Genomic DNA, 22,081 nt, shown 5'->3' on the forward strand with positions numbered 1-22,081 from the left:
GCAATGACCCAGACCGGGGCGGATGCCGCAAACTCAACAGTGCCGGCAGCGCGGGACTGGGCCGGCTTGATCGCCCGCCTCAGGGGCTGGGCCCGGGAACTGGGTTTCGCCAACCTGACCATCAGCCGGGCCGAGGTGGGCAGTGCCGGCCAGGGCCTGTTGCAATGGCTGGAGCAGGGCTACCACGGGACCATGGATTATATGGCCAAACACGCCCCCCTGCGGCTCGATCCGGACCTGCTGGTGAGCGGTGTGCAGACGGTGCTTTCGGTGCGCCTGCCCTACCTGCCCGAAGGCCGGTCCCCCGGGGAAGTGCTGGCGGACGCCGAACTGGGCTACGTCTCCCGCTACGCCCTGGGCCGGGACTATCACAAGGTGGTGCGCAACCGCCTGCAGAAGCTCGCCGACCGCCTGCAGGCGGAAGTCGGCCCCTTCGGCTATCGGGTCTTTTCCGACTCGGCGCCGGTGATGGAGGTGGAATTCGGCCGCAAATCCGGCCTGGGCTGGCGTGGCAAACACACCCTGCTGCTGACCCGGGAGGGCTCCTGGCATTTCCTCGGCGAGATCTACACCGACCTGCCCCTGCCGCCGGATGCACCAGTGAGCGACCATTGCGGCGCCTGCACCCGCTGTATCGAGGTTTGCCCCACCCGGGCCATCGTCGCCCCCTACGAGGTCGATGCCCGACGCTGCATTTCCTACCTGACCATCGAGCAGGACGGCCCCATTCCCGAGGACCTGCGCCCCCTGCTGGGCAACCGCATCTACGGCTGTGACGACTGCCAGCTTTTTTGCCCCTGGAACCGCTTCGGCCAGCTGGGGGACCCGGACTTCACCCCCCGCCAGGGGCTGGATTCGGCGCGCCTCTCCACCCTGATGGTCTGGAGCGAGGCGGATTTCCTCGAGCGCCTGGCCGGCAGCCCCATCCGCCGCATCGGCATTGCCTCCTGGCGGCGCAACATCGCCGTGGCCCTGGGCAACGGCCCGGCCACCGCAGAAGCCAAGGCCGCCCTGGCCGCCCGCCGCAACGACGATTCGCCGCTGGTGCGGGAACACGTGGCCTGGGCGCAGCGACAGCTGGAAAGCAAAACGCCGCCCGAAGGCGGCGTCTAGCCACGGCACGGCGCGGGCATTCAGTCGGGGCGGCCCGCCACAGGCGTGGGTGCACCGGCAAAGCGCTCCTTGAGGAGCGTCCAGTCGCGGTCTTCCAGGGAAAGATTGACGGCAGCGCCGCGGGCCAGGCTCAACTGGCTCATCAATAAGGTGAGGCGCTGCCAGGCCGGGCCGCGCTCGCGCTCATCCAGAAGTTCAAGCTGGGCGCGCAGCTCCGCAATTTCCCGCCGCAGCCCCACTTCCGGCGGGGTATAGCCGGCGTTCTTGAGAATGCGCTGGGCCAGGCGTTGATCTTCCGGCACCAGCAGGTCGTCCTCCAGGTCCAGGGGCTGGCCGCTGCCAGGCAGGCCGGATAGCTCACCCTTTGCCAGGGCCTCGTTGATGCGCTGTTCCGCCAGCAACTCGAACGCCAGCACCGCCCTAACCTCTCAACGCGCCACCGGCCGCGCCGGATCGGCGCACCATTCGCTCCAGGAACCGGCATAGAGCCGGGAGCCGGGCAGGCCGGCAATCTCCATGGCCAGCAGGTTGTGGCAGGCAGAAACGCCGGAGCCACACTGGTGCACCACCGCTTCCGGCGCAAAGCCGGCCAGGGTCTCTGCCCACTCCTGGCGCAGCTGTTCTGCCGGCTTGAAGCGGCCATCGCTCCCCAGGTTGTCGCGGAAGAAGCGGTTGCGGGCACCGGGGATATGGCCGCCCACCGGGTCGACGGTTTCGTTTTCGCCGCGGAAGCGGTCCGGCGCCCGGGCATCGACGATGATGCGGCCGGGCTGGCCCAGACCATCGAGAACCTCGACAGCAGACAGCACCCAGCCCCGGGGCGCGGGGGTAAAGGTTCGGACGGCGGGGGCCGGCAGCTCAGCCGTCAGGGCACCGCCGGCCGCGGTCCACGCCGGCAGGCCGCCATCCAGCAGGGCCACGGCCTCGTGGCCGAGCCAGCGCAGCAGCCACCACAAGCGGCCGGCCATCATGCCGCCGCAGTCGTCGTAGGCCACCACCTGGATGCCAGGGCCGAGGCCAACCCGTCCCAGGGTCGCCGCCAGGGCAGCCACCTCGGGCAGGGGATGGCGCCCGTTACGGCCGCTCTTGGGGCCGGATAGATCCCGATCCAGATGCAGAAAGACGGCCCCGGGGATGTGCCCCTGGGCATAAGCCGTCTCGCCAGTGGCCGGATTGGCCAGATCGTGGCGGCAATCCACCACCACCCAGGCAGGGTCGCCGAGGTGGGAGGCCAGAGTGGCCGCCTCCACCAGGGTGGTGTGGATAGCCACGGACATCAGATGACGTCCTGTTCGCTCAGCCAGGCGCGGGCTTCGTCTTCATCGGAGAAGACGCGGATGCTGGCATCGACGAAGGCGCGGGAAAGCCAGGCGCTCCAGGCCACCCACTGACTGTCGGTGAGCACGGCGATGCGCTCGAAATCGTTGGCATGGGCGCGGGAGAAGCGGATTTCTTCCAGGGCCGTATCCAGGGTCACGTCGGCCATCTGGCGCAGGTCGAAAAACAGGCTCACCGGCCCTTGGAACTTGACCTTGAAATTGACCAGTTCCTCGAATTCCTTGTAGTCCGCCAGGGTGAATTCGCCGAAAACGGCAACGGTCACGAGGTCCTGCTGGTGGTCGGTAACGATCATGATCTGCTCCGTGTTGTCTTGTTGTGCTGCCAGTGTAGCGTGAAACCCGGCGCCACTGGCGGCCTGGCGGCCCGATCCCGGCACCGGGCCCGATGCCTCAATCCTGCTCCGCCGGATTGGCGCGGGAGAAGCGGGTGGCAGCCATGCCGGACAGGACGATCAGGCCGATGGCGGCCCAGGCCGAGAGGCTCAGCACCTCGCCCCAGAAGAACATGCCGAAGAGACTGGCGAAGACCACGGCGGTGTAGGCCAGGCTGGCCGCCACCAGGGTGCGGCCCCGGGCATAGGCCCGGGTCATGGCCAGCTGGGCCAGGGTGGCAAAGATGCCCACACCCAGGAGCAGCAGGCCGCCCCGAAGGGTGATCGGGTGGAAGCGGAAGAAGAGCATCCACAAACCGCCGCCGACGGTGGAAATGAGGGAAAAGTAGAACACCGTGCGCCACTCCGGCTCCCCCTTCTGCCCCAGCTCCCGCACGTTGTAATAGGCCAGGCCGGCCAGCACGCCGGAAGCCAGGCCCATCAGGCCACCCACCAGCTGTTCAGCGTGGAAGCTGGGCTTGAGCAGCAGCACCACGCCGGCAAAACCCGCCACCAACGCCCCCAGCAAAGGCCGAGGCAGCCGAGCGCCGGAAAGGCCGGCGAGAAACAGGGCGAGGAAAAGGGGCGAGGTGTAGTTGAGCGTCACCGCCGTAGCCAGAGGCAGCCAGGCGATGGCGTAGAAGTACAGCATGAGGGAGATGAAGCCGGAAACGCCACGATAGAGCTGGAACTTCCACAGCGGCGTGCGCGGGTCGAGACGGCCCCAGAGCAGGCTGGTGGTCATCAGCACCAGGGCAATGGCGTTGCGGTAAAAGACGATTTCCGCCGGAGAATAACCGGCCTCCGCCGCCAGCTTGACGCACACCCCCATACAGGAAAAGAGAAAGGCGGCGGCGACCATCCACAGGGATTGCATGGGCAAAGCTCTCGACAGCAAAAAGAAAAGGGCGCCCCTGGGGCGCCCCGACGATCGGGCCAGTCCAGCCGGCCGATCAGAAAATTCTACTTCAGGTGGGGCGCGACGATGCCGCGGTAGAACTCGTGGAAGTGCTGCATGCCATCCTCGGTGGGAGACTGGTAGGGGCCCACTTCGTTGCGGCCTTCCTTGAGCAACTGCAGGCGGCCCCGATCCATGCGCTCGCCGATATCGTCGTCCTCAATGGCGGTTTCCATGTAGGCGGCCTGTTCGGCCTCGATGAATTCCCGCTCGAACTCGACGATTTCTTCCGGGTAGTAGAACTCCACCACGTTCATGGTCTTGTTCACATCCTGGGGAATCAGGGTGGACACCACCAGCACGTGGGGATACCACTCCACCATCACATTGGGGTAGTAGGTCAGCCACACCGCACCCTGCTTGGGCTTTTCGCCCCGGGCACCGTAGAAATCCTTCACCGCCTTCTGCCAGCGGCCGTAGGGGGCGGAGCCTACCTTGTCCAGATTGGTGATACCCACCTTCTGCACGGAATACCACTCGCCGAACTGCCAAGTCAGGTCGTCGCAGGTGACGAAATTGCCCAGACCGGGGTGGAAGGGCACCACGTGGTAGTCCTCCAGGTACACCTCGATGAAGGTCTTCCAGTTGTAGTTGCACTCGTGCATCTCGACCCGGTCCAGCTTGTAGCCGGAGAAGTCGAATTCGCCCGCCACGTTCATGCCAGCCAGGTCAGCCTGGGCATTACGCGGCCCCTTGAAGAGCAGGCCGTTCCAGGAATCCAGCTTGCGCTTGTGCAGGTTGAGGCAGGGATTGGCGGGGAAGTGAGGCGCGCCCTTGAGGCTGCCTTCGCTGTCGTAGGTCCAGCGGTGGATCGGGCAGACGATGTGCTCGGCATTGCCGCTGCCCTGCAACATGATGGCCTGGCGGTGGCGACAGATGTTGGACATGTCGTAGATGCCGTCCGGCTGCCGCACCAACATGCGGCCGTGGTCGCGCCATTCCATGGTGCGGTAGTCATGCACATTGGGCACCATCAGCTCGTGGCCGACGTAGCCCGGCCCCTGCTCGAAGAAGAGTTTCATCTCCAATTCGAACATTTTTTCGTCGAAATACCATTCGACGGGGAATTGGCTAACGGCGGGAGCCAGTTTGGTGCTGGATGCGATGTCGGACATGTCCACACCTCCGGTAAAAGGCAATGGGTGAAAAATGAAGCAAAATCAACGAAGGCGGCATTCTACCCCGGGTCAAATTTGACCAAAAGCCCCGTGATACGGTATTTTTTGGCGTTTCCACCGGTTATTGATATGGATCAACCGCCCATGCCAGCCTCGACCGGAACCCCTGCATCCGCCGAGATTCCCGCCTCTTCCCCGCCTCTCGCCAGCCTCGCCTTCGAAGACGCCCTGGCCGAACTGGAGCGCATCGCCCAGGCCATGGAGGCCGGCAACCTGCCCCTGGAAGAATCCCTCACCGCCTACAAGCGGGGCGTTGAGCTGCTCCAGCACTGCCAGCAACAGTTGAGCGACGCCGAACAGAAAGTGCAGATTCTGGAAAACGGCACCCTGAAGGAACTGGGCGGCGACCCGTCCGGCGCCTAGCCCGGACGCCCCTCTGCGCCGGCCCTGCACACCCGTCCCTCCCTGCCCCGCTTTCACTTTTCCCCAAGTCCATGGCCCCCACCTCCAACGCCGGCGCAACGCCCCCCTTCACCGACTGGATGGCCCAGGTCCAGACCCGTACCGAGGCCGCCCTGGGCCGCTATCTGCCGGGTGCCGAGACCATTCTCCATCGCCTGCATGACGCCATGCGCTACAGCGCCCTGGGCGGCGGCAAGCGGGTACGCCCCCTGCTGGCCTTCGCTGCCGGCCAGCTCTCCGGCGCCAGCGAGGAGGCCCTGGACTGCGTCGCCTGTGCAGTGGAAATGATCCACGTCTATTCCCTGGTGCATGACGACATGCCCTGCATGGACGACGACGTGCTGCGCCGCGGCCGCCCCACTTGCCATGTGGAATACGACGAACCCACCGCCCTGCTGGTGGGGGATGCCCTGCAGTCCCGGGCTTTCGAAATTCTCGCTGCCCACCCCTGGCCCAACGGCACCCAGGGCCTGGAACTGGTACGCCTGCTGGCCCACGGCAGCGGCTCCTGCGGCATGGCCGGCGGCCAGGCCATCGACCTGGCCTCGGTGGGCAAGCCGCTCTCCCAGCCGGAACTGGAACTGATGCACGCTCTGAAGACCGGCGCTCTGATCCGCGCTGCCGTGCTCATGGGGGCCCAGAGCGGCGCGCCCCTGGCCGCCGCCGACCTGCAGCGCCTGGACGCTTTCGCCAAGCGGGCCGGCCTGCTCTTCCAGGTGGTGGATGACATCCTGGACTGCACGGCCAGCACCGCCACCCTGGGCAAGACGGCCGGCAAGGATGCCGCCGCCGAAAAGCCCACCTACGTCAGTCTGCTGGGCCTGGATACGGCCCGCCAGCTGGCTGAAGACCTACGCCGCGATGCCCTTGGCGCCCTGGCGGAATTCGGCCCCCGGGCCCGGCGCCTTACCGAACTGGCCGATTTCATCACCAACCGCCAGTTCTGAGCCCCCAGCCTTTCTGCCGCCCTTTCACCCCAGGCCCGCCACCGCCCCCACTCGAGCGCCGCACCATGACCGCCACGCCCCTTCTCGACAGCATCGACAGCCCGGCCCAGCTGCGGCGCCTGGACAAGCGTCAGCTGCCCCAGCTCGCGGAGGAACTGCGGACCTTCATCCTCGAATCCGTCTCCAAGACCGGCGGCCACCTTTCCTCCAACCTGGGCACGGTGGAACTGACCATCGCCCTGCACTACGTTTTCGACACCCCGGATGACCGGCTGGTGTGGGACGTGGGCCACCAGACCTACCCCCACAAGGTACTGACCGGGCGCCGCGCCGGCATGGATCGCCTGCGCATGCACGGCGGCCTTTCCGGCTTTCCCAAGCGCTGCGAATCCGACTATGACACCTTCGGTGTCGGCCACTCCTCCACCTCCATCTCCGCCGCCCTGGGCATGGCCCTGGCGGCCAAGCAGAAGGGGGAAAACCGCAAATCCGTGGCTATCATCGGCGACGGGGCAATGACCGCCGGTATGGCCTTTGAGGCCCTCAACAACGCCGGCGTCGCCGACGCCAACATGCTCGTCATCCTCAACGACAACGACATGTCCATCTCACCACCGGTGGGCGCCCTCAACAAATATCTGGCCCGCCTGCTCTCCGGTGGGCTCTACTCTGCCGCCCGCCGCGCCGGCGAAAAGGTGCTGGGCGTCGCCCCGCCCCTGCTGGAACTGGCCAAGCGAGCCGAGGAGCACGTCAAGGGCATGCTCACCCCGGGCACCCTGTTCGAGGAGCTGGGCTTCAACTACATCGGCCCCATCGACGGCCACGACCTGGACGCCCTGGTGCCCACCCTGCAGAACCTGAAGGGTCTCAAGGGACCCCAGTTCCTCCACGTCATCACCAAGAAGGGCCAGGGCTACAAGCTGGCCGAGGCGGACCCGGTGCTGTATCACGGCGTCTCCAAGTTCCAGCCCGAAGTTGGCATCCAGAGCGGCAAGGGCGGCGGCAAACTGACCTACACCCAGGTCTTCTCCGACTGGCTGTGCGACATGGCGGCCGCCGAGCCGCGCCTGGTGGGCATCACCCCGGCCATGGGCGAGGGCTCCGGCCTGGTGCGCTTTGCCGAGCTGTACCCGGAACGCTATTTCGATGTCGGCATCGCCGAACAGCACGCCGTCACCTTCGCCGCCGGCCTGGCCTGCGAAGGCCTGAAGCCGGTGGTGGCGATCTACTCCACCTTCCTGCAACGGGGCTACGACCAGCTGGTGCACGACGTGGCTTTGCAGAACCTGCCGGTGGTCTTCGCCATCGACCGGGGCGGCCTGGTGGGCGCCGACGGAGCCACCCACCACGGCGCCTTCGACCTCTCCTTCATGACCTGCATCCCCAACCTGGTGGTGATGGCGCCGGCGGACGAGGACGAGTGCCGCAAGATGCTGACCACCGCCATGGGCATCGACGGCCCCAGCGCAGTGCGCTATCCCCGCGGCGGCGGCAGCGGCGTGACGCCGGAAGCGGCGCTGACCCCGCTGCCGGTGGGCAAGGGCGAACTGCGCCGCCAAGGCAAGGAGGTGGCCCTGCTGGCCTTCGGCAGCATGGTGACGCCGGCCCTGGAGGCGGGCGAGGCCCTGGATGCCACGGTGGCCAACATGCGCTTCATCAAGCCTCTGGATCGGGAACTGCTGGCCGAACTGGCGCGGAACCATCGCCTGCTGGTGAGTATCGAAGAGAATGCCCTGATCGGTGGCGCCGGCAGCGAAGTTTCCCGGGCCCTGGAGGAAATGGGCCTGAACGTTCCCCTGCTGCGCCTGGGCCTGCCTGACCGCTTCATCGACCACGGCGACCAGCACCGGCTGCTGGCCGAGCTGGGCTTGGACACCGCCGGCATCATTGCCCGCATCCAGGCCCGCCTCGCCGCCTGAGCGGCTCCGACCACCCACGCACCCCGCCACACCCGCCTCCGCCGCCCGCCTGCCGTTGCGCCCGGGGTCCCGGCGGAGCGCCACCAGGAATGCACACCATGTCCACCGCGCCCATCCCCGACATCCAGAACAGCGAAGACACGCGCCGCATCCCCATCGACAAGGTGGGCATCAAGGACATCCGCCATCCGGTAAAAATCCGCGACAAGAGCGGCGACGTGCGCCATACGGTGGCCAACTTCAACATGACCGTCGGCCTGCCCCACAACTTCAAGGGCACCCACATGTCGCGCTTCGTCGAGATTCTCAACAGCCACGAGCGGGAAATCTCGGTGGAATCTTTCCCTGCCATGCTCGAGGCCATGGTGGCCCGGCTGGAGGCGAAGACCGGCCAGATCGAGATGCGCTTCCCCTACTTCATCAGCAAAACGGCGCCGGTTTCCGGCGTGCCCAGCTTGATGGACTACGACGTCACCTTTATCGGCGACATCGACGGTGGCCGCATCCGCTCCACCGTGCGGGTCCTGGTACCGGTCACTAGCCTCTGCCCCTGCTCCAAGGAAATCAGCGCCTACGGCGCCCACAACCAGCGTTCCCACGTCACTGTCACCGCCCAGCTCAACGCCTTCGTCTGGATCGAGGACCTCATCCAGATGGTGGAGGCCCAGGCCTCCTGCGAGCTTTACGGCCTGCTCAAGCGGCCGGACGAGAAGTACGTCACCGAACGGGCCTACGACAACCCCAAGTTCGTCGAAGACATGGTGCGGGATGTGGCCGCCCGCCTCGATGCCGATGCCCGCATCGACCACTACGTGGTGGAATCGGAAAATTTCGAATCCATCCACAACCACTCCGCCTACGCCCTGATCGAAAAGGACAAGCGAGCTGACGTGTAAATTGCCGCATTGTTGAGAACCATTCCTGAATTCTCTCCACCAATCGGAAAGCCCGTCCTCTTCGCCGGGCCATCCACAAGGAGAGTTCATGGCTGGCAAATGCTGCAAGAAAGGGTGCAAGAAATGCCCTTGGAGCAAGAAGCGCAAACAGGCCGGTACGTAGACGGTAGCGAATGCGGGCCGCCACGCCGGGGAAGGCATCAGCAGGACGTTAGACGGGACGCCCAGATGCCCCAACAGTCGTTCTGGCGCACCAACCACCCTCTCCCTACCCTCGCCTCCCGGGCACAAAAAAAGGGCGCCTTGCGGCGCCCTTTTCATTGCAGCAGCTAAAGCGATTAGCCGCGCTTGAGTTCCAGCTTTTCCTTGATGCGAGCGGACTTGCCGGAGCGCTGACGCAGGTAGTACAGCTTGGCACGACGCACGTCACCACGACGCTTCACTTCGATGGAAGCGATCAGGGGGGAGTAGAGCTGGAAAGTACGCTCCACACCTTCGCCGGAGGAAATCTTGCGCACGGTGAAGGCAGAGTTCAGGCCACGGTTACGCTTGGCGATAACCACGCCTTCGTAAGCCTGGACCCGCTTGCGGGTACCTTCAACGACATTCACACCCACCACCACGGTATCGCCGGGGGCGAAGGTGGGGATGGTCTTGCCAGCGGTCAGGCGGGCGATTTCTTCTTGTTCCAGTTGTGCAATCAGGTTCATGTGAGGACTTCCTAAAGTTGAGTGCTGCTTTTCATCTCACCGCATTGCTCCGCTTGCGCTTCTTTTTCAAGTTCGCCGAGGAGTTGCGTAATTTCCTTGGGCAGCTTCTTGCCACCTTCGGTCTGTTGCGTCAGCCATTTGGCGTACAACTCCGGGCGACGCTCCCGGGTTCGTGCCAGCGACTGCTTGAGCCGCCAGCGGCGAATATTGTTGTGGTGGCCGGAAAACAGCACCGGCGGCACCGGCATTCCTTCATAAACTTCGGGCCGGGTGTAATGGGGGCAGTCCAGCAGGCCATCGACGAAGGAGTCCTGCTCGGCCGAGGCGGCATCGTTAAGCACGCCAGGCAACTGCCGCACCACGGCATCCATCAGGGCCATGGCCGGGATTTCGCCTCCGGAGAGCACGAAGTCCCCGATCGAGATTTCTTCATCGACGCAGCGTTCGATCAGACGCTCATCCACACCTTCGTAGCGGCCGCAGAGCAGGATCAACCCCGCTTCCTGGGACAGTTCCATGACCCGTTGATGGGTCAGGGCCTTACCCTGGGGCGACAGGTAGATCACCCGCGGCTGAGCCACGCCGGCCTGCTGCTGTGATTCCCGGGCGGCCGTGATGGCCTTTTCCAGGGGTTCCGGCAGCATCACCATGCCGGGACCGCCGCCATAGGGGCGATCGTCCACGGTACGGTAGTTGTTCTCGGTGAAATCCCGGGGATTCCAGGTTCCCAGGTGCCAGCGGCCATCCTCCAGCGCCCGGCGACTGATGCCGAAGCGGGTGAGGGCAGCAAGCATTTCCGGAAACAGGGTAATGACGTCAAACCGCATCGTCACGCCCTTCCTGGCCGAAGCATCACCAGTCTTTTTCCCAATCGACGCGGATACGGTGCGCATCCTTTTCCACTGCCAGCACCACTGCGGCGACGAAGGGCAACAAGCGCTCCTCTCCGTCCTCGCTGGCGACGCGCAGCACGTCGTTGGCCCCGGTTTCGATCAGCCCAGCCACCTGGCCCAGCTTTTCGTCACGGGTATTGACCACATCCAGGCCGACCAGATCGACCCAGTAAAACTCATCATCTGCCGTTGCCGGCAGGGCTTCCCGCGGGGCGCCCACCAGAAACCCTTGCAGGGCTTCGGCGGCATTCCGGTCGGGGACGCCGTCAAGCTGCGCCACCAGCCCGTCTCCGTGCCAGCGGCATTGCTTTACCTTGCAGGGACGCCACTGCGCCAAAGGCGCATCAGCTGCCCCATCCCCCTTCTCCGCTGCCACCCACCACTGGGGCATCTTGGCCCAGGCGAGGGGATCGTCGGCGAAGGGGTGAATCCTGACCCAGCCCTGGATACCGTAGGGGACGGTGATCTTCCCCAGGACGATGAGCGGGTTGGTGTCAGCAGCCGTCACGCTGAATTAAGCGGCCTTGGCAGCGAACTGCTTGACCAGACGGGCGACGGTGGGGGACAGCTGGGCGCCGTTGTCGGTCCAGTAGGTCAGGCGGTCCATCTTGACCACCAGGCTATCGGCATTGCCGGAAGCCACGGGGTTGTAGAAACCCACGCGCTCGACAAAACGGCCGTCGCGACGGTTACGGGAATCGGTAACCACCATGTTGTAGAAGGGGCGCTTCTTGGCGCCGCCACGGGCAAGGCGAATGACAACCATCGTTGTTCTCTTCCGAAATCAGAAAAAGGGCAAGATTATAACAATAAATCGCGACAAAACAAGCACTAAAACAAGCTCCTGCTTTCGTAGCTGGCGCGCTCGGCGCCACTTCACCGCTGCCACTCCGCCATACGCCCCGCTGCCCGCCCCTCCCCTGCCGGCTCCTGGGGCAGTAACTGACCTGACCGGGTAATGGAAAGCCCCTCTGGGCCGACAGGCGGCAAGGACCTCGGCAGAGCCCTCAGGCTATAATCCGCCAACCTTTCCGCCCGCCTGCCCGCGCCATGAGCGACACGCCGCCGACCTCTGCCGACAGCTCCACCTCGCCCATTGGCGTCAGCGCCATCATCGAGTGGCTGGCCCTGCCCGCCTCCGAAGACCTGCAGCAGGAATTGAACACCCTGAAGGGCCATCTGCTGGCCCTGGAGGATCTGGCCGCCAGCGGCCAGCAACGGCACAAGGCCCTGGACCTGATCCACGAGCGCACCCTGCTGGCGGTGAATGAGCTGGTGCCCCGCCTGAGCGAAGCCGGCCTGCCACTACCGCGCAAGGTGCGGGCGCTGCTCAAGGCGGCCCAGGACCTGCTCGAACACCTGGCCCGGGATTTCCTGACCAGCGTGGAAGACCAGGTGGAAGAGCACATGGTCAAGGGCCTGCGCCAGCCGCCGGAAATCGCCCTCTGGCGAGCCCAGCACCTGCTGCAACGCCACCTCTTCATCAGCGCCCTGGTAGCCGCCCCGGCGGCGGTCGGCATCTGGGAGATGACCCACCGCACCTTCGGCATGGCCCGGCAGCGCGGGGTGGAGGAATTCCGCCCCCAGCCCGAGCCCTGCAACAGCATTGTTCTGGAATACGCCGCCGCCCTGCTCCTGGCCTGCGCCCAGCCGGCCTCCTTCGCCGCCCGGGAACTGCAGTTCATTGCCGACATCGCCGCCCGGCACGGCCGCCGCCTGGAATTCCTCAGCGCCACCGACGAGCGTCACCACGGCCTGTTCTGGATCGACCCGACCCGGGACACGCCGGCCATCGCCCTGGCCCGCCGCCTGCCCCCGCCAGAAACCCCCGTGCTGTGGTTCTCCTGCGACGGCCTGGCCTATTTTCTCGAACGCCGCCTGCAATCCCTGGACAGCGCCAAGGGCACGCCTGAGACCCTGGACCTGCCAGAGTTCGCCGGCACCCTGGCCGGACGCAGCGTTTTGCGGCGTATCGTGCGCTTCTGGGGCAACCCGGCCCGCCGCCGTTTCCCCCGCCGGCGCCAGAGCTACCGGGTCAATCTCCATGCCGGCCTGGAGCCCCTGACCCAGCTGCTGCGCGGCCACCTGCTGGAGGAGGACGACGGCTCCTCCTGGATGATCACCAACGAAAGCCCGGATGGTTACGCCCTAATGCACCTCTCGGGCGCTGCGGACCGGCTGGAAGTGGGTGACATCGTCGCCCTCAAGCCGGAAAGCCACCCGCCCGGCCGCAAGCACTGGCAGACCTGCATCGTCCGCTGGGCCCTCTCGGAAAATCCTGAACACCTGGAAATCGGCCTGCAAATCCTGGCCCCCCAGGCCCTGCCGGCCACCCTGGCCCTGCCGGGGGAAAATGCCAGCGCCCACCCCCACGTGGCCATCCTGCCGGCCATTCCGGGCCTGCGCCCCCACGATTCCCTGGTCATCCCGGCCGGCCTCCTGGCCGGTCACGAAGGGCACCTGGTACTCCTGGTGGAGCGGGACAACCTGGAAATCCGCGAAGTCCGCACCACCGCCCTGGAAGAGCAGACCGGCCGGGTGGAAATCTTCGCCACCGAGCCGGAAAACAACCCCGGCTAAGCGCCCTGGGCGGGGTTGCGGCGGTGCAGGGTGGCCGCCAGCAGCCCGCCGATCAGCACCACCAGCCAGGACAGGTACAGCCACATGAGGAAGATCGGCACGGCGGCAAAGGCGCCGTAGATCAGGGTATAGGACGGCACCTTGGCCAGGTAGAACTCAAAGCCGCGCTGCATCACGGTAATGGCCAGGGCGGCGAAGGCCCCGCCCCACAGGGCATGACCCAGGCGCACCCGGACATTGGGCACCGCGTAGTAGAGGAAGGCGAAGAACCCCCCCAGCAGTACGGCTGACAGGATCTTCAACAGGACATTGCGCACCCACTGGGATTCGTTGAACAGCCCCAGGGAGGCAGTCACCACGTAGGACGTGACGCCAAACACCGCCCCCAGCACCAAGGGGCCCAGCAGGGCGATGACCAGATAGAGCCGCAGGCGGTGGCCCGGGGAACGGGAGACGTCCACCTGCCAGACGTGATTGAAAGTGCGCTCGATGGTCAGCATCAGCACCAGGGCCGTACCGGCCAGCACCATGATGCCGATCCAGGTCAGCCGATCCACCTTGTGGGAGAACATCAGGGTGTATTTGGCGATCACCACCCCCGCCTTGTCCGGCAGCAGGTTGCTGACGAGGAAGGTATTCACCTGGTCGAGGATGAGGGGAAAGAAAGGCAGGTCGGACAACACGCCGACGATCAGCCCCACCAGCGGCACCAGGGAAAGCAGGGTGGTGTAGGCGAGGCTGGCGGCGATCTGGGGAAAGCGTTCCTCCCGGAAGCGCCCCACCATTTCGCTGATCAGGGTGCCCCGGGAATGGTTACGTCGTCTGGCCATAGGCTCCATGGCTGGCAAAGAATGGAAGGGCCGGGCAGGCAGCCCGGCAGATGATCGCCGCTATAATAGCCGACCCTGTATGAAAGCCCTGCCATGGAAAAACGCCTCGTCCTCGCCGCCAGCACCTGCCTGATCGCCCTGATCTTCCTCTGCCTGGCCTGGGAACTGTGGCTCGCCCCCCTCAAACCTGGCGGCTCCTGGCTGGCTTTGAAGGCCGTTTTTCTGCTGCCGCCCCTCTTTGGCATTCTCAGGGGCCGGCGCTACACCTACCAGTGGAGCGCCCTCTTCATCCTCTTCTACCTGGCCGAAGGCAGCGTCCGCGCCACGTCCGACCAGGGCCTGGCCCAGAGGCTGGCGGTGCTGGAAACCCTCCTCGCCCTGGCCTTCTTCGGCACCGTGGTGGCCTACGCCCGCCTCACCCGCCCCTCCCGCCAGCGGCAGCTGGCAGAAGCCGAAGGCAGCCCTGAGAAGCAATAGGGACGCCGATCTCCATCGAAGCACCTCGGAGAAGCAAGCGGGGCGCGGCATGTCAGACATGTCCGCGCCCCGCTTACGTTTACAAGGCATAACCACCGTTACGGGCGACGCCCCCTTCAACGCTTAGGCCACCTCCGGCGCGGCAGGCCGCACCGGGATGAGATCACCGCCCCTTAGATATTGCCCTGGGGATTGAGCTTTTCCAGGGAGGAATGGAGCTTGTTGAGGGCGTTGAGATAAGCCTTGGCCGAAGCGATGACGATATCCGTATCCGCCCCCTGGCCATTGACGATGCGCCCGCCCTTGGCCAGACGCACGGTGACTTCGCCCTGGGCATCGGTGCCGGTGGTGATGGCGTTGACCGAATACAGCAGCAATTCGGCACCGCTACCGGCGATCTGCTCGATGGCCTTGAACGCCGCATCCACCGGGCCACTGCCCTGGGAGGCCGCTTTGCGCTCGGCACCGCCGACGGCCAGGGTGACGGCGGCGTCGGGGGTTTCCCCGGTTTCGGAGCAGACCTGGGAATACACCAGCTTGTAGTGCTCCTCCTCCGGCGTCACGGTCTCGTCGGAGACCAGGGCCTGCAGGTCCTCGTCGAAAATCTCGTGCTTCTTGTCCGCCAGCTCCTTGAAGCGGGCAAAGGCCGCATTCAGGGCCTCTTCGCTGGCCAGCTCGATACCCAGCTCCGACAGACGGGTCTTGAAGGCGTTGCGGCCGGAGTGCTTGCCCAGCACCAGCTTGTTCTGGGTCCAGCCCACGTCTTCGGCCCGCATGATCTCGTAGGTTTCCCGGTGCTTCAGCACGCCATCCTGGTGGATGCCGGATTCGTGGGCAAAGGCGTTGGCGCCGACGATGGCCTTGTTCGGCTGCACCGGGTAGCCGGTGATCTGGGAGACCAGCTTGGAGGCCGGCACGATCTGGGTCGTGTCGATGCGAGTTTCCACCGGGAAGATGTCGCCCCGGGTGCGAATGGCCATGACGACCTCTTCCAGGGAGGCATTGCCGGCCCGCTCGCCCAGACCGTTGATGGTGCACTCCACCTGACGCGCCCCTACCTGCACGGCCGCCAGGGAATTGGCCACGGCCAGGCCCAGGTCGTTGTGGCAATGCACGGACCACACCACCTTGTCGGCGCCGGGCACCCGCTCGATCAGTTGGCGGATGGTCTCGGCGAACTGGCTGGGCAGGTTATAGCCTACGGTGTCGGGCACGTTGATGGTGGTGGCGCCGGCCTTGATCACTTCTTCGAAGATGCGGCAGAGGAAATCCAGCTCGGAACGGCCCGCATCCTCGGCGGAGAATTCCACATCGTTGGTGTATTCCCGCGCCCAGCCGATGGCCTTGACGGCCTGGGCCACCACCTGGTCCGGGCTCATGCGCAGCTTCTTCTCCATGTGGATCGGGCTGGTGGCAATGAAGGTGTGAATGCGACCCCGGTTGGCCGGTTTGATGGCCTCGCCGGCACGGCGGATGTCGTTCTCGTTGGCCCGGGCCAGGGAACAGACGGTGGAATCCTTGATGGCCTCGGCAATGCTGTGGATGGCGTCGAAATCGCCGGGAGAGGCCGCCGCGAAGCCGGCCTCGATCACATCCACCCGCATCCGCTCCAGCTGGCGGGCCACCCGCAGCTTCTCTTCCTTGGTCATGGAAGCGCCGGGGCTCTGCTCGCCGTCGCGCAGGGTGGTATCAAAAATGATCAGCTGCTGTTTCATGGTCTCTCTCCGGAATCTGCCGCCACGGGAATGATTTGCGCAGGGGAAGGAATTCTAGCGCACCGGGCGGGGGAAACGGCATGGCCGGCACGCAAGAAAGAACGCCCTGCCCCACCGGGTTCGGCGGAGCAGGGCGTCCCGATGGCTTCCCTGGGGCTTGGCGGTGCCTGCCAGTCGTCAGTTCTCCTGGGTCTTGCAGAGGGCGGGGAAGAGGAGCGGCAGGAGGATCAGGGTGAAGATGGTGGCGGAGACGATGCCGCCGACGATGACCACGGCAAAGGGGCGCTGGGTCTCGGAGCCAATGCTGTGGGAAAGGGCCGCCGGCAGGAGGCCCAGGCCGGCCATCAGGGCGGTCATGAGGATCGGGCGCAGGCGGCCGACGGCGCCTTCCCGCACCGATTCGGCAACGCTCTGGCCATTGCGCACGCCTTCGAGGAACTGCTCCACCATGATCACCCCGTTCTGCACGGAGATGCCGGCCACCGCAATGAAGCCGACGGCGGCAGAGACCGACATGTGCAGCCCGGCGGCGGCCAGGCCGAGGATGCCGCCGACCCAGGTGAAGGGCACCATGCCCAGCACCAGCAAGGCGAAGCGCATGGAACGGAAGGCCCAGAAGAGCAGCACGAAAATACCCAGCACCGAGAGGGGCACGATCACTGCCAGGCGCTTGGTGGCCCGCTGCTGGTTCTCGAACTGGCCGCCCCAGGTCATGCTGTAGCCGCCGGGCAGGTGGACCTTCTCCTTGACCTTGGCCATGGCTTCCTTGACGAAGCTGCCCTGGTCCCGGCCCAGCAGGTTGGCCTTCACCGCCACATAGCGGCCGCCGGCCTCCCGGGCGATGCGGGCCGGCCCCTGGCGCACTTCCACATTGGCGATGGCGGCCAGGGGAATGGTGCCGGGGTCGGCCAGGGCCGGGTGGTCGCTCTGGGGCAGGGCGATGGGCAGTTCGCCCACGTCATCCACCGCGTCCCGATATTCCTTCTCCAGGCGCACCACGATATCGAAACGCCGGTCGCCGTCGTAGAAAACGGAGGCGGCGCTGCCGGCCAGGGCGGTCTGCACGGTGGCATTCACATCCTGGGCGCTCACGCCGTAGCGGGCCATGCGTTCCCGATCCAGGGTGATGTCCAGCTCGGTCTGGCCGCTGACCTTGATGGCGGCCACGTCGGCGGCGCCGTGGATGGCGCTGAGCACCCCCACCACCTGTTCCGCCTTGTCTTCCAGGATATCCAGGTCGGGGCCGAAGATTTTCACGGCGATTTCACCCTTCACGCCGGAAATGGATTCCTGCACGTTGTCCTCGATGACCTGGGAGAAGTTGGTGGGCACGCCGGGAATGCTGCGAATCTTCTGGCTCATGTCGGCAATCAGGGCCTCCTTGCTGGAGAAGCGCCAATCACCATGGGGCTTGAGATCGGCCAGGATTTCCATGTTGTTGGGCCCCTTCGGGTCCGTGCCGTCATCGGGCCGGCCGACGTGGGCGATGACCTTGCTCACTTCCGGATAGGACATGAGGATGCGCCGCACCTCCTGCTCGATCTCCTTGGTCTTGCCCAAGTTGGTGGCGGGCGGCAGGGTGATGGTCAGCCAGATGTTGCCTTCGTCCAGTTTGGGCAGAAATTCGCTGCCGAGCTGGGGCACCAGGGCCAGGGAGAGTACCAGGGCCGCAGCGGAGCCAGCGACGATCTGGCGCCGCCGGCCGTCAGCCCACTGCATCAGGTCCCGGTAACGCTCCTGCAGGCGGTGCATCCAGTCCAGATGCTTTTCCGCCAGGTTGTGCTTCTTCAGGTAGAAGGAAGTCAGGGCCGGTGTCAGGGTCAGGGTCAGGAGAATGGCGCCGAAGATGGCGAAGGAGAGGGTGTAGGCCATGGGGGAAAAGATTTTTCCCTCCACCCGCTCGAAGGTGAAGATGGGCAGGAAGGCCAGGATGATGATGGCCTTGGAGAAAATGATCGGGTGCCCCATCTCGATGGCAGTGTGCTTGAGGGTCAACATGCGCCACTGCAGGGTGCCGTGCATGGGGTTGTTGTCCTGGCTGGCCACGGCCAGCCGCACCATGAGGGCCTCCACCAGCACCACGGCGCCGTCGATGATGATGCCGAAGTCCACGGCGCCCAGGGAGATGAGATTGGCCGCCACCCCCTTGGTATGCATCATGACGAAGGCGGTGAGCAGGGAGAGGGGAATGACCACCGCCACCACGGCGGCAGCAAACCAGGAGCGCAGGAAGAGGATGAGGATGCCCACCACCAGGAAGGCGCCCACCAGCAGGTTCTCGCTGACCGTATGGACGGTGTGTTTGACCAGCTCCACCCGGTCGTAGATGGGCACCAGCTTGACCCCCGGCGGCAGCTTGGCGGCCAGGCGCTCCACTTCTTCCTTGAGGGCGGCGGAAACCTTGATGGCGTTCTGCCCCTTGCTCATCTGTACGATGCCCTGGACCACGTCGTCCCGCTCGTTGAAGGAGACGATGCCGGAACGGGTACGGGGGCCGATTTCCACCCGGGCCACGTCCTGCACCAGGATGGGCTTGCCGTCCCGCACCGCCACGGTGACCCGGGCGATGTCTTCCACCTTGCCGAGCAGGCCGATGGAGCGCACCACCAGGGCCTCGTCGCCGCGCCGCAAGGCGCCGCCGCCGGCATTGGCGTTATTGCTGGCCAGGGCCTGGGTGAGCTGGTCGATGCTGATCTTGTACTTGCGCAGGCGGGCCGGATCGACCCGCACCTGGTATTCCTTCACCGCACCGCCGAAGCTGACCACGTCGGCCACCCCGGTGACCCGGCGCAGGGCGGGCCGCACCACCCAGTCCTGCAGCGCCCGCACTTCGTGCATGGGCATGTCGGCAGGGGCTTCGAAGACGTAGCGGTAGATTTCCCCCACCGCCGTGGTGAGGGGCGCCAGCCCGGGCTGGGCGCCGGGAGGCAAAACGACGTTCTGCAGCTTCTCCGTCACCTGCTGGCGGGCGAAGTAGTCGTCAGTATTGTCGGCAAAGGTCAGGGTGACGATGGAGAGGCCGGTGATGGAGACGGAGCGCAGCTGGGTCATGCGCGGCACCCCGTTCATTTCCCGCTCGATGGGCAGGGAAATGCTGCGTTCCACCTCCTCCGGCGCCAGGCCCGGGGCCTGGGTGACGATATTCACCTGCACGTCCTGCACGTCGGGGAAGGCCTCGATGGGCAGGTTCATCACCGCGTAGCCGCCGGCGGCCAGCAGCACCAGCACGCCGACAATGACGAAGAGGCGCTGGGCCAGGGCAAAGGTAACCAGGCGTTCCAGCATGGGCTCAGTTCCCGGCCAGTTCGGCGTTGAGCAGCAGGGCGCCGGCGGTGACCACCCGCTCCCCGGCCTTCAGGCCCGTCTCGATGAAGCTGCTGTCGTGGCCACGGAAGGCCAGGGTGACCTCCCGCCGGGCCACCACGCCGGGCTCACTCTCAACGAAGAGGTAGGTGTGCAGGCCCTCGGTCACCAAGGCGGTGTTGGGCACCCGGGGCAGACGGCGGTCGGGATTCTCGGGAATGATGCGGGCGAACATTTCCGGCTTCAGCAGGCGTTCCGGATTGGCCACGGCGCAACGTACTGGCACCCGGCGGGACTGGGCATCCAGCACGTCGCCAATGGCTTCCACGGTGCCGGGGAAACGCCGGTCCGGATAGGCGTCCACCCCCACAGAAACCACCTGGCCGACCCGCAACTTGCCCAGGTCCTTCTCCGTCAGTTCGGCGATGACCCAGAGCTGGCGGGGGTCGCTGACGACGAACAGGGGCTGGTCGGCATCGGGCCGCACTTCGCTGCCGGGAGCGGCCTGACGTTCGGTGACGATGCCGGCCAGGGGCGTGCGCAGGGCAAAGCCGGCATCACCGGGCAGGGGCGACAGATTGCGCAGGCGAGCCCGGACGCGGGCCACCTCGGCCTCCGCCGCCCGGTAGTCGTTCTGGGCCGCTTCCAGGTCTTTCTTGGCCACCACCTCCAGTTCATAGAGGGCCTTGCTGCGCTCCAGGGCCGAGCGCTTGGTATCCCGGTCCGACGAGGCCTTGCCGAGGTCGGCGTAGTCAGGCACATCCAGGGCCAGCAGGGGCTGGCCGGCCTTTACCGTATCACCGGCCTGGGCCAGCACTTTCAATACCCGGCCGGCCACTGGGGCGAAAATACGGGCAGTGCGGTTGTCGTCATAGGCCACCCGGCCGGTGAGGGGCTCCAGCAGGGGCACCGGCAGTTCCGGCGCAGCTTCGATACGCAGGTAGGCCAGTTGGGGGGCACCGGCGGGGAAGCTGATGCTCTGATTCGAATTGACGGCGGGGCGCACCGGCTCCTGGGGGCCGGCAGCCGGCACCGGCTGGCGCAGGAAGAGGGCCAGGGCCAGGCCGAAGCCGAGCACACCGATGGCAATGGCCAGGTTTTTCTTGGGCGGAAGGCGCAGGGTTTTCACAAACATTTCCTCAGAATTCCGGGGCCTAATGCCCCAGGGCGGCCTGCCAGGCGGCCAGGGCCTTGGCATGGTCGGCACGCAGGGCGGCGGCATCGAGACGGACGGCACGCAGGGTGCGGCGGGCATCCAGCAGCTCCAGCAGGCCCAGGGCGCCCCGTACATAGGCAAATTCGGTGGCGGTGGCGACCCGCTCGGCATCGGCCAGGAGCCCCGATTCCAGCTGTCGGCGACGCTCCACGGCGGCCCGCAGCAGGGAGGCGGCCTGGGCGGTTTCGCCCTGGGCCAGGGCCCGTACCTGCTCTTCCTGGATGCGCGCACCCAGCAGATCGGCTTCGGCCCGGGCGATTTCGCCCTCGTAGGCATGGCGTACGAAAAGGGGCACGCTCAGACTGACGCCATAGGTGTTGTTGGGGGAATCGTTGCCCGGGGGGTAATGCTCGAACTGCACGCCCACCGCCACGTCCCGGGTACGAGAGGCCCGGGCCAGTTCCCGGGCGGCTTCGGCGGCCTGCACCCGGGCCCGGGCAGCCTGCACGTCGGGGCGAACGTCGGTTGGGGCCTGGGCGCCGCTGCTGTCCATGACGGCCCCTTCCAGGGCCGGCCAGGGCTCGCTGGCCCGCAGGCCGTCGGCTTCCTGTTCCTTGCCGATGAGGTAGGCCAGGTTCACACGGGCACGTTCCAGGTCGGCCTGGGCGCCCCGGGCTTCGTTTTCGGCTCGGCCGGCCTCGATGCGCAGGCGGGCCACTTCGGTGCCGGCCACGTCGCCCACCTTGAGGCGCTGCTCTGCCGCCCGCACGCTACGACGGAAGAGACCGGCGCTTTCCTCGGCGATGGCCTGACGTTCCTGGGCCAGGCGCAGTTCCCAGTAGGCCGCCCGCAATTGCAGCAGGCTCTGGCGCTGCACATCGGCCAGGCCGCGACCGGCGGCTTCGACCATGGCACCGGCCACCTGCTGGCGCAGCTCCCGCTTGTCGCCGCGTTCCACCAGCTGCTCCAGGCGCAGTACGGAATCCACCCGCTTCTGGCTCAGGGAGCCGCCACCGATGCCCGTGCGGGGGTTGATGGAGGAAGTGGAAATACTGAACTGGGGGTTGGGGGCCTGGCCGGCCGCCACGCTGTCGGCCTCGGCCGCCGCCACACCTTCCCGGGCCAGGCGGACTTCCCGGTTGTGGCGTTGCCAGAGGCTTTCGGCAGTGGCCAGATCGAGATCGGCCGCAGCAGGAGCGGGAGAGGCCGCCATGGCGGCCCCGGAAAACAGGGCAAGGCAGGCCAGGAGGAACATGTGGGCGCGCAGCATCGGCTTGGACCGGGTTTCTCGTA

The 22,081-nt window shown here is 66.1% G+C and carries 21 protein-coding genes; 7 read left to right on the top strand and 14 right to left on the bottom strand.

Going from position 1 to position 22,081, the window contains the following annotated elements:
• Positions 1–3: 3 nt before the first annotated feature.
• Positions 4–1,113 carry a tRNA epoxyqueuosine(34) reductase QueG gene (gene queG, locus AZSI13_RS01525; protein WP_109039417.1) on the top strand — a complete coding sequence of 370 codons (1,110 nt, stop codon included), beginning with the start codon at positions 4–6 and terminating at the stop codon, positions 1,111–1,113.
• A 20-nt stretch (positions 1,114–1,133) separates the two neighbouring features.
• Here the strand turns inward: queG and AZSI13_RS01530 are convergent, their stop codons facing one another.
• The 5 genes from AZSI13_RS01530 to AZSI13_RS01550 all read right to left on the bottom strand — a co-directional run bounded on the left by AZSI13_RS01530 (position 1,134) and on the right by AZSI13_RS01550 (position 4,897).
• Complete coding sequence (locus AZSI13_RS01530; protein WP_109039418.1) at positions 1,134–1,529, bottom strand: DUF1992 domain-containing protein; 396 nt, start codon at positions 1,527–1,529, stop codon at positions 1,134–1,136.
• A gap of 12 nt (positions 1,530–1,541) precedes the next feature.
• A complete protein-coding gene (locus AZSI13_RS01535) occupies positions 1,542–2,390 on the bottom strand; it encodes a sulfurtransferase (protein ID WP_109039419.1) in 849 nt (282 codons plus the stop codon).
• Positions 2,390–2,746 carry an STAS/SEC14 domain-containing protein gene (locus AZSI13_RS01540; protein WP_109039420.1) on the bottom strand — a complete coding sequence of 119 codons (357 nt, stop codon included), beginning with the start codon at positions 2,744–2,746 and terminating at the stop codon, positions 2,390–2,392. Before AZSI13_RS01540 ends, AZSI13_RS01535 begins: the two co-directional genes overlap by 1 nt.
• Positions 2,747–2,843: 97 nt before the next feature.
• Positions 2,844–3,701, bottom strand: a complete 858-nt coding sequence (locus AZSI13_RS01545) for a DMT family transporter (RefSeq protein WP_109039421.1) — start codon at positions 3,699–3,701, stop codon at positions 2,844–2,846.
• A gap of 86 nt (positions 3,702–3,787) precedes the next feature.
• The gene (locus tag AZSI13_RS01550; RefSeq protein ID WP_109039422.1) at positions 3,788–4,897 is read right to left on the bottom strand and encodes an aromatic ring-hydroxylating dioxygenase subunit alpha; all 1,110 of its coding nucleotides are present in this window, start codon (positions 4,895–4,897) and stop codon (positions 3,788–3,790) included.
• A gap of 147 nt (positions 4,898–5,044) precedes the next feature.
• On the opposite strand from AZSI13_RS01550, the gene AZSI13_RS01555 reads away from it, so the two are divergent.
• From AZSI13_RS01555 to folE2, 4 genes are all read left to right on the top strand, one after another.
• Entirely contained in the window at positions 5,045–5,323 is a 279-nt protein-coding gene (locus AZSI13_RS01555) for an exodeoxyribonuclease VII small subunit (protein WP_109039423.1), read from the top strand.
• A 71-nt stretch (positions 5,324–5,394) separates the two neighbouring features.
• Positions 5,395–6,309, top strand: coding sequence for a polyprenyl synthetase family protein (locus AZSI13_RS01560; protein ID WP_109039424.1), 915 nt, complete (start codon positions 5,395–5,397; stop codon positions 6,307–6,309).
• A 65-nt stretch (positions 6,310–6,374) separates the two neighbouring features.
• A complete protein-coding gene (gene dxs / locus AZSI13_RS01565) occupies positions 6,375–8,228 on the top strand; it encodes a 1-deoxy-D-xylulose-5-phosphate synthase (RefSeq protein WP_109039425.1) in 1,854 nt (617 codons plus the stop codon).
• Between the two features lie 89 nt (positions 8,229–8,317).
• The gene (folE2, locus tag AZSI13_RS01570) at positions 8,318–9,124 is read left to right on the top strand and encodes a GTP cyclohydrolase FolE2 (protein ID WP_109039426.1); all 807 of its coding nucleotides are present in this window, start codon (positions 8,318–8,320) and stop codon (positions 9,122–9,124) included.
• A 338-nt stretch (positions 9,125–9,462) separates the two neighbouring features.
• Here the strand turns inward: folE2 and rplS are convergent, their stop codons facing one another.
• From rplS to rpsP, 4 genes are read right to left on the bottom strand one after another with little or no spacing between them, the layout of a single operon-like run.
• Entirely contained in the window at positions 9,463–9,834 is a 372-nt protein-coding gene (rplS, locus tag AZSI13_RS01575; protein ID WP_109039427.1) for a 50S ribosomal protein L19, read from the bottom strand.
• An 11-nt stretch (positions 9,835–9,845) separates the two neighbouring features.
• A complete protein-coding gene (gene trmD, locus AZSI13_RS01580) occupies positions 9,846–10,661 on the bottom strand; it encodes a tRNA (guanosine(37)-N1)-methyltransferase TrmD (RefSeq protein WP_109039428.1) in 816 nt (271 codons plus the stop codon).
• Positions 10,662–10,686: 25 nt separating this feature from the next.
• On the bottom strand, positions 10,687–11,235 hold the full coding sequence (gene rimM / locus AZSI13_RS01585; protein WP_109039429.1) for a ribosome maturation factor RimM: 549 nt from the start codon (positions 11,233–11,235) through the stop codon (positions 10,687–10,689).
• Between the two features lie 6 nt (positions 11,236–11,241).
• Positions 11,242–11,493 (bottom strand): 30S ribosomal protein S16, encoded by a 252-nt coding sequence (gene rpsP, locus AZSI13_RS01590; protein ID WP_109039430.1) that lies wholly within the window; start codon positions 11,491–11,493, stop codon positions 11,242–11,244.
• A 284-nt stretch (positions 11,494–11,777) separates the two neighbouring features.
• On the opposite strand from rpsP, the gene AZSI13_RS01595 reads away from it, so the two are divergent.
• Positions 11,778–13,307 carry a hypothetical protein gene (locus AZSI13_RS01595; RefSeq protein WP_109039431.1) on the top strand — a complete coding sequence of 510 codons (1,530 nt, stop codon included), beginning with the start codon at positions 11,778–11,780 and terminating at the stop codon, positions 13,305–13,307.
• Here the strand turns inward: AZSI13_RS01595 and AZSI13_RS01600 are convergent.
• Positions 13,304–14,137 carry a YihY family inner membrane protein gene (locus AZSI13_RS01600; protein ID WP_165833260.1) on the bottom strand — a complete coding sequence of 278 codons (834 nt, stop codon included), beginning with the start codon at positions 14,135–14,137 and terminating at the stop codon, positions 13,304–13,306. The two genes, AZSI13_RS01595 and AZSI13_RS01600, sit on opposite strands and share 4 nt — an antisense overlap.
• Positions 14,138–14,230: 93 nt before the next feature.
• Here AZSI13_RS01600 and AZSI13_RS01605 point away from each other — a divergent pair, with 93 nt between their 5' ends.
• Complete coding sequence (locus AZSI13_RS01605; RefSeq protein ID WP_109039433.1) at positions 14,231–14,614, top strand: DUF2069 domain-containing protein; 384 nt, start codon at positions 14,231–14,233, stop codon at positions 14,612–14,614.
• A gap of 173 nt (positions 14,615–14,787) precedes the next feature.
• On the opposite strand, the gene AZSI13_RS01610 is transcribed toward AZSI13_RS01605, so the two are convergent.
• From AZSI13_RS01610 to AZSI13_RS01625, 4 genes are all read right to left on the bottom strand, one after another.
• The gene (locus AZSI13_RS01610) at positions 14,788–16,329 is read right to left on the bottom strand and encodes a 2-isopropylmalate synthase (protein WP_109039434.1); all 1,542 of its coding nucleotides are present in this window, start codon (positions 16,327–16,329) and stop codon (positions 14,788–14,790) included.
• Positions 16,330–16,506: 177 nt separating this feature from the next.
• Positions 16,507–19,614 (bottom strand): efflux RND transporter permease subunit, encoded by a 3,108-nt coding sequence (locus AZSI13_RS01615; RefSeq protein WP_109039435.1) that lies wholly within the window; start codon positions 19,612–19,614, stop codon positions 16,507–16,509.
• A gap of 4 nt (positions 19,615–19,618) precedes the next feature.
• Positions 19,619–20,761 carry an efflux RND transporter periplasmic adaptor subunit gene (locus AZSI13_RS01620; protein ID WP_235609589.1) on the bottom strand — a complete coding sequence of 381 codons (1,143 nt, stop codon included), beginning with the start codon at positions 20,759–20,761 and terminating at the stop codon, positions 19,619–19,621.
• A 25-nt stretch (positions 20,762–20,786) separates the two neighbouring features.
• Positions 20,787–22,058, bottom strand: coding sequence for a TolC family protein (locus AZSI13_RS01625; protein ID WP_109039437.1), 1,272 nt, complete (start codon positions 22,056–22,058; stop codon positions 20,787–20,789).
• Between the last annotated feature and the right edge of the window lie 23 nt (positions 22,059–22,081).

This window comes from Azospira sp. I13 (genome assembly GCF_003112695.1).
GTDB lineage: Bacteria > Pseudomonadota > Gammaproteobacteria > Burkholderiales > Rhodocyclaceae > Azospira.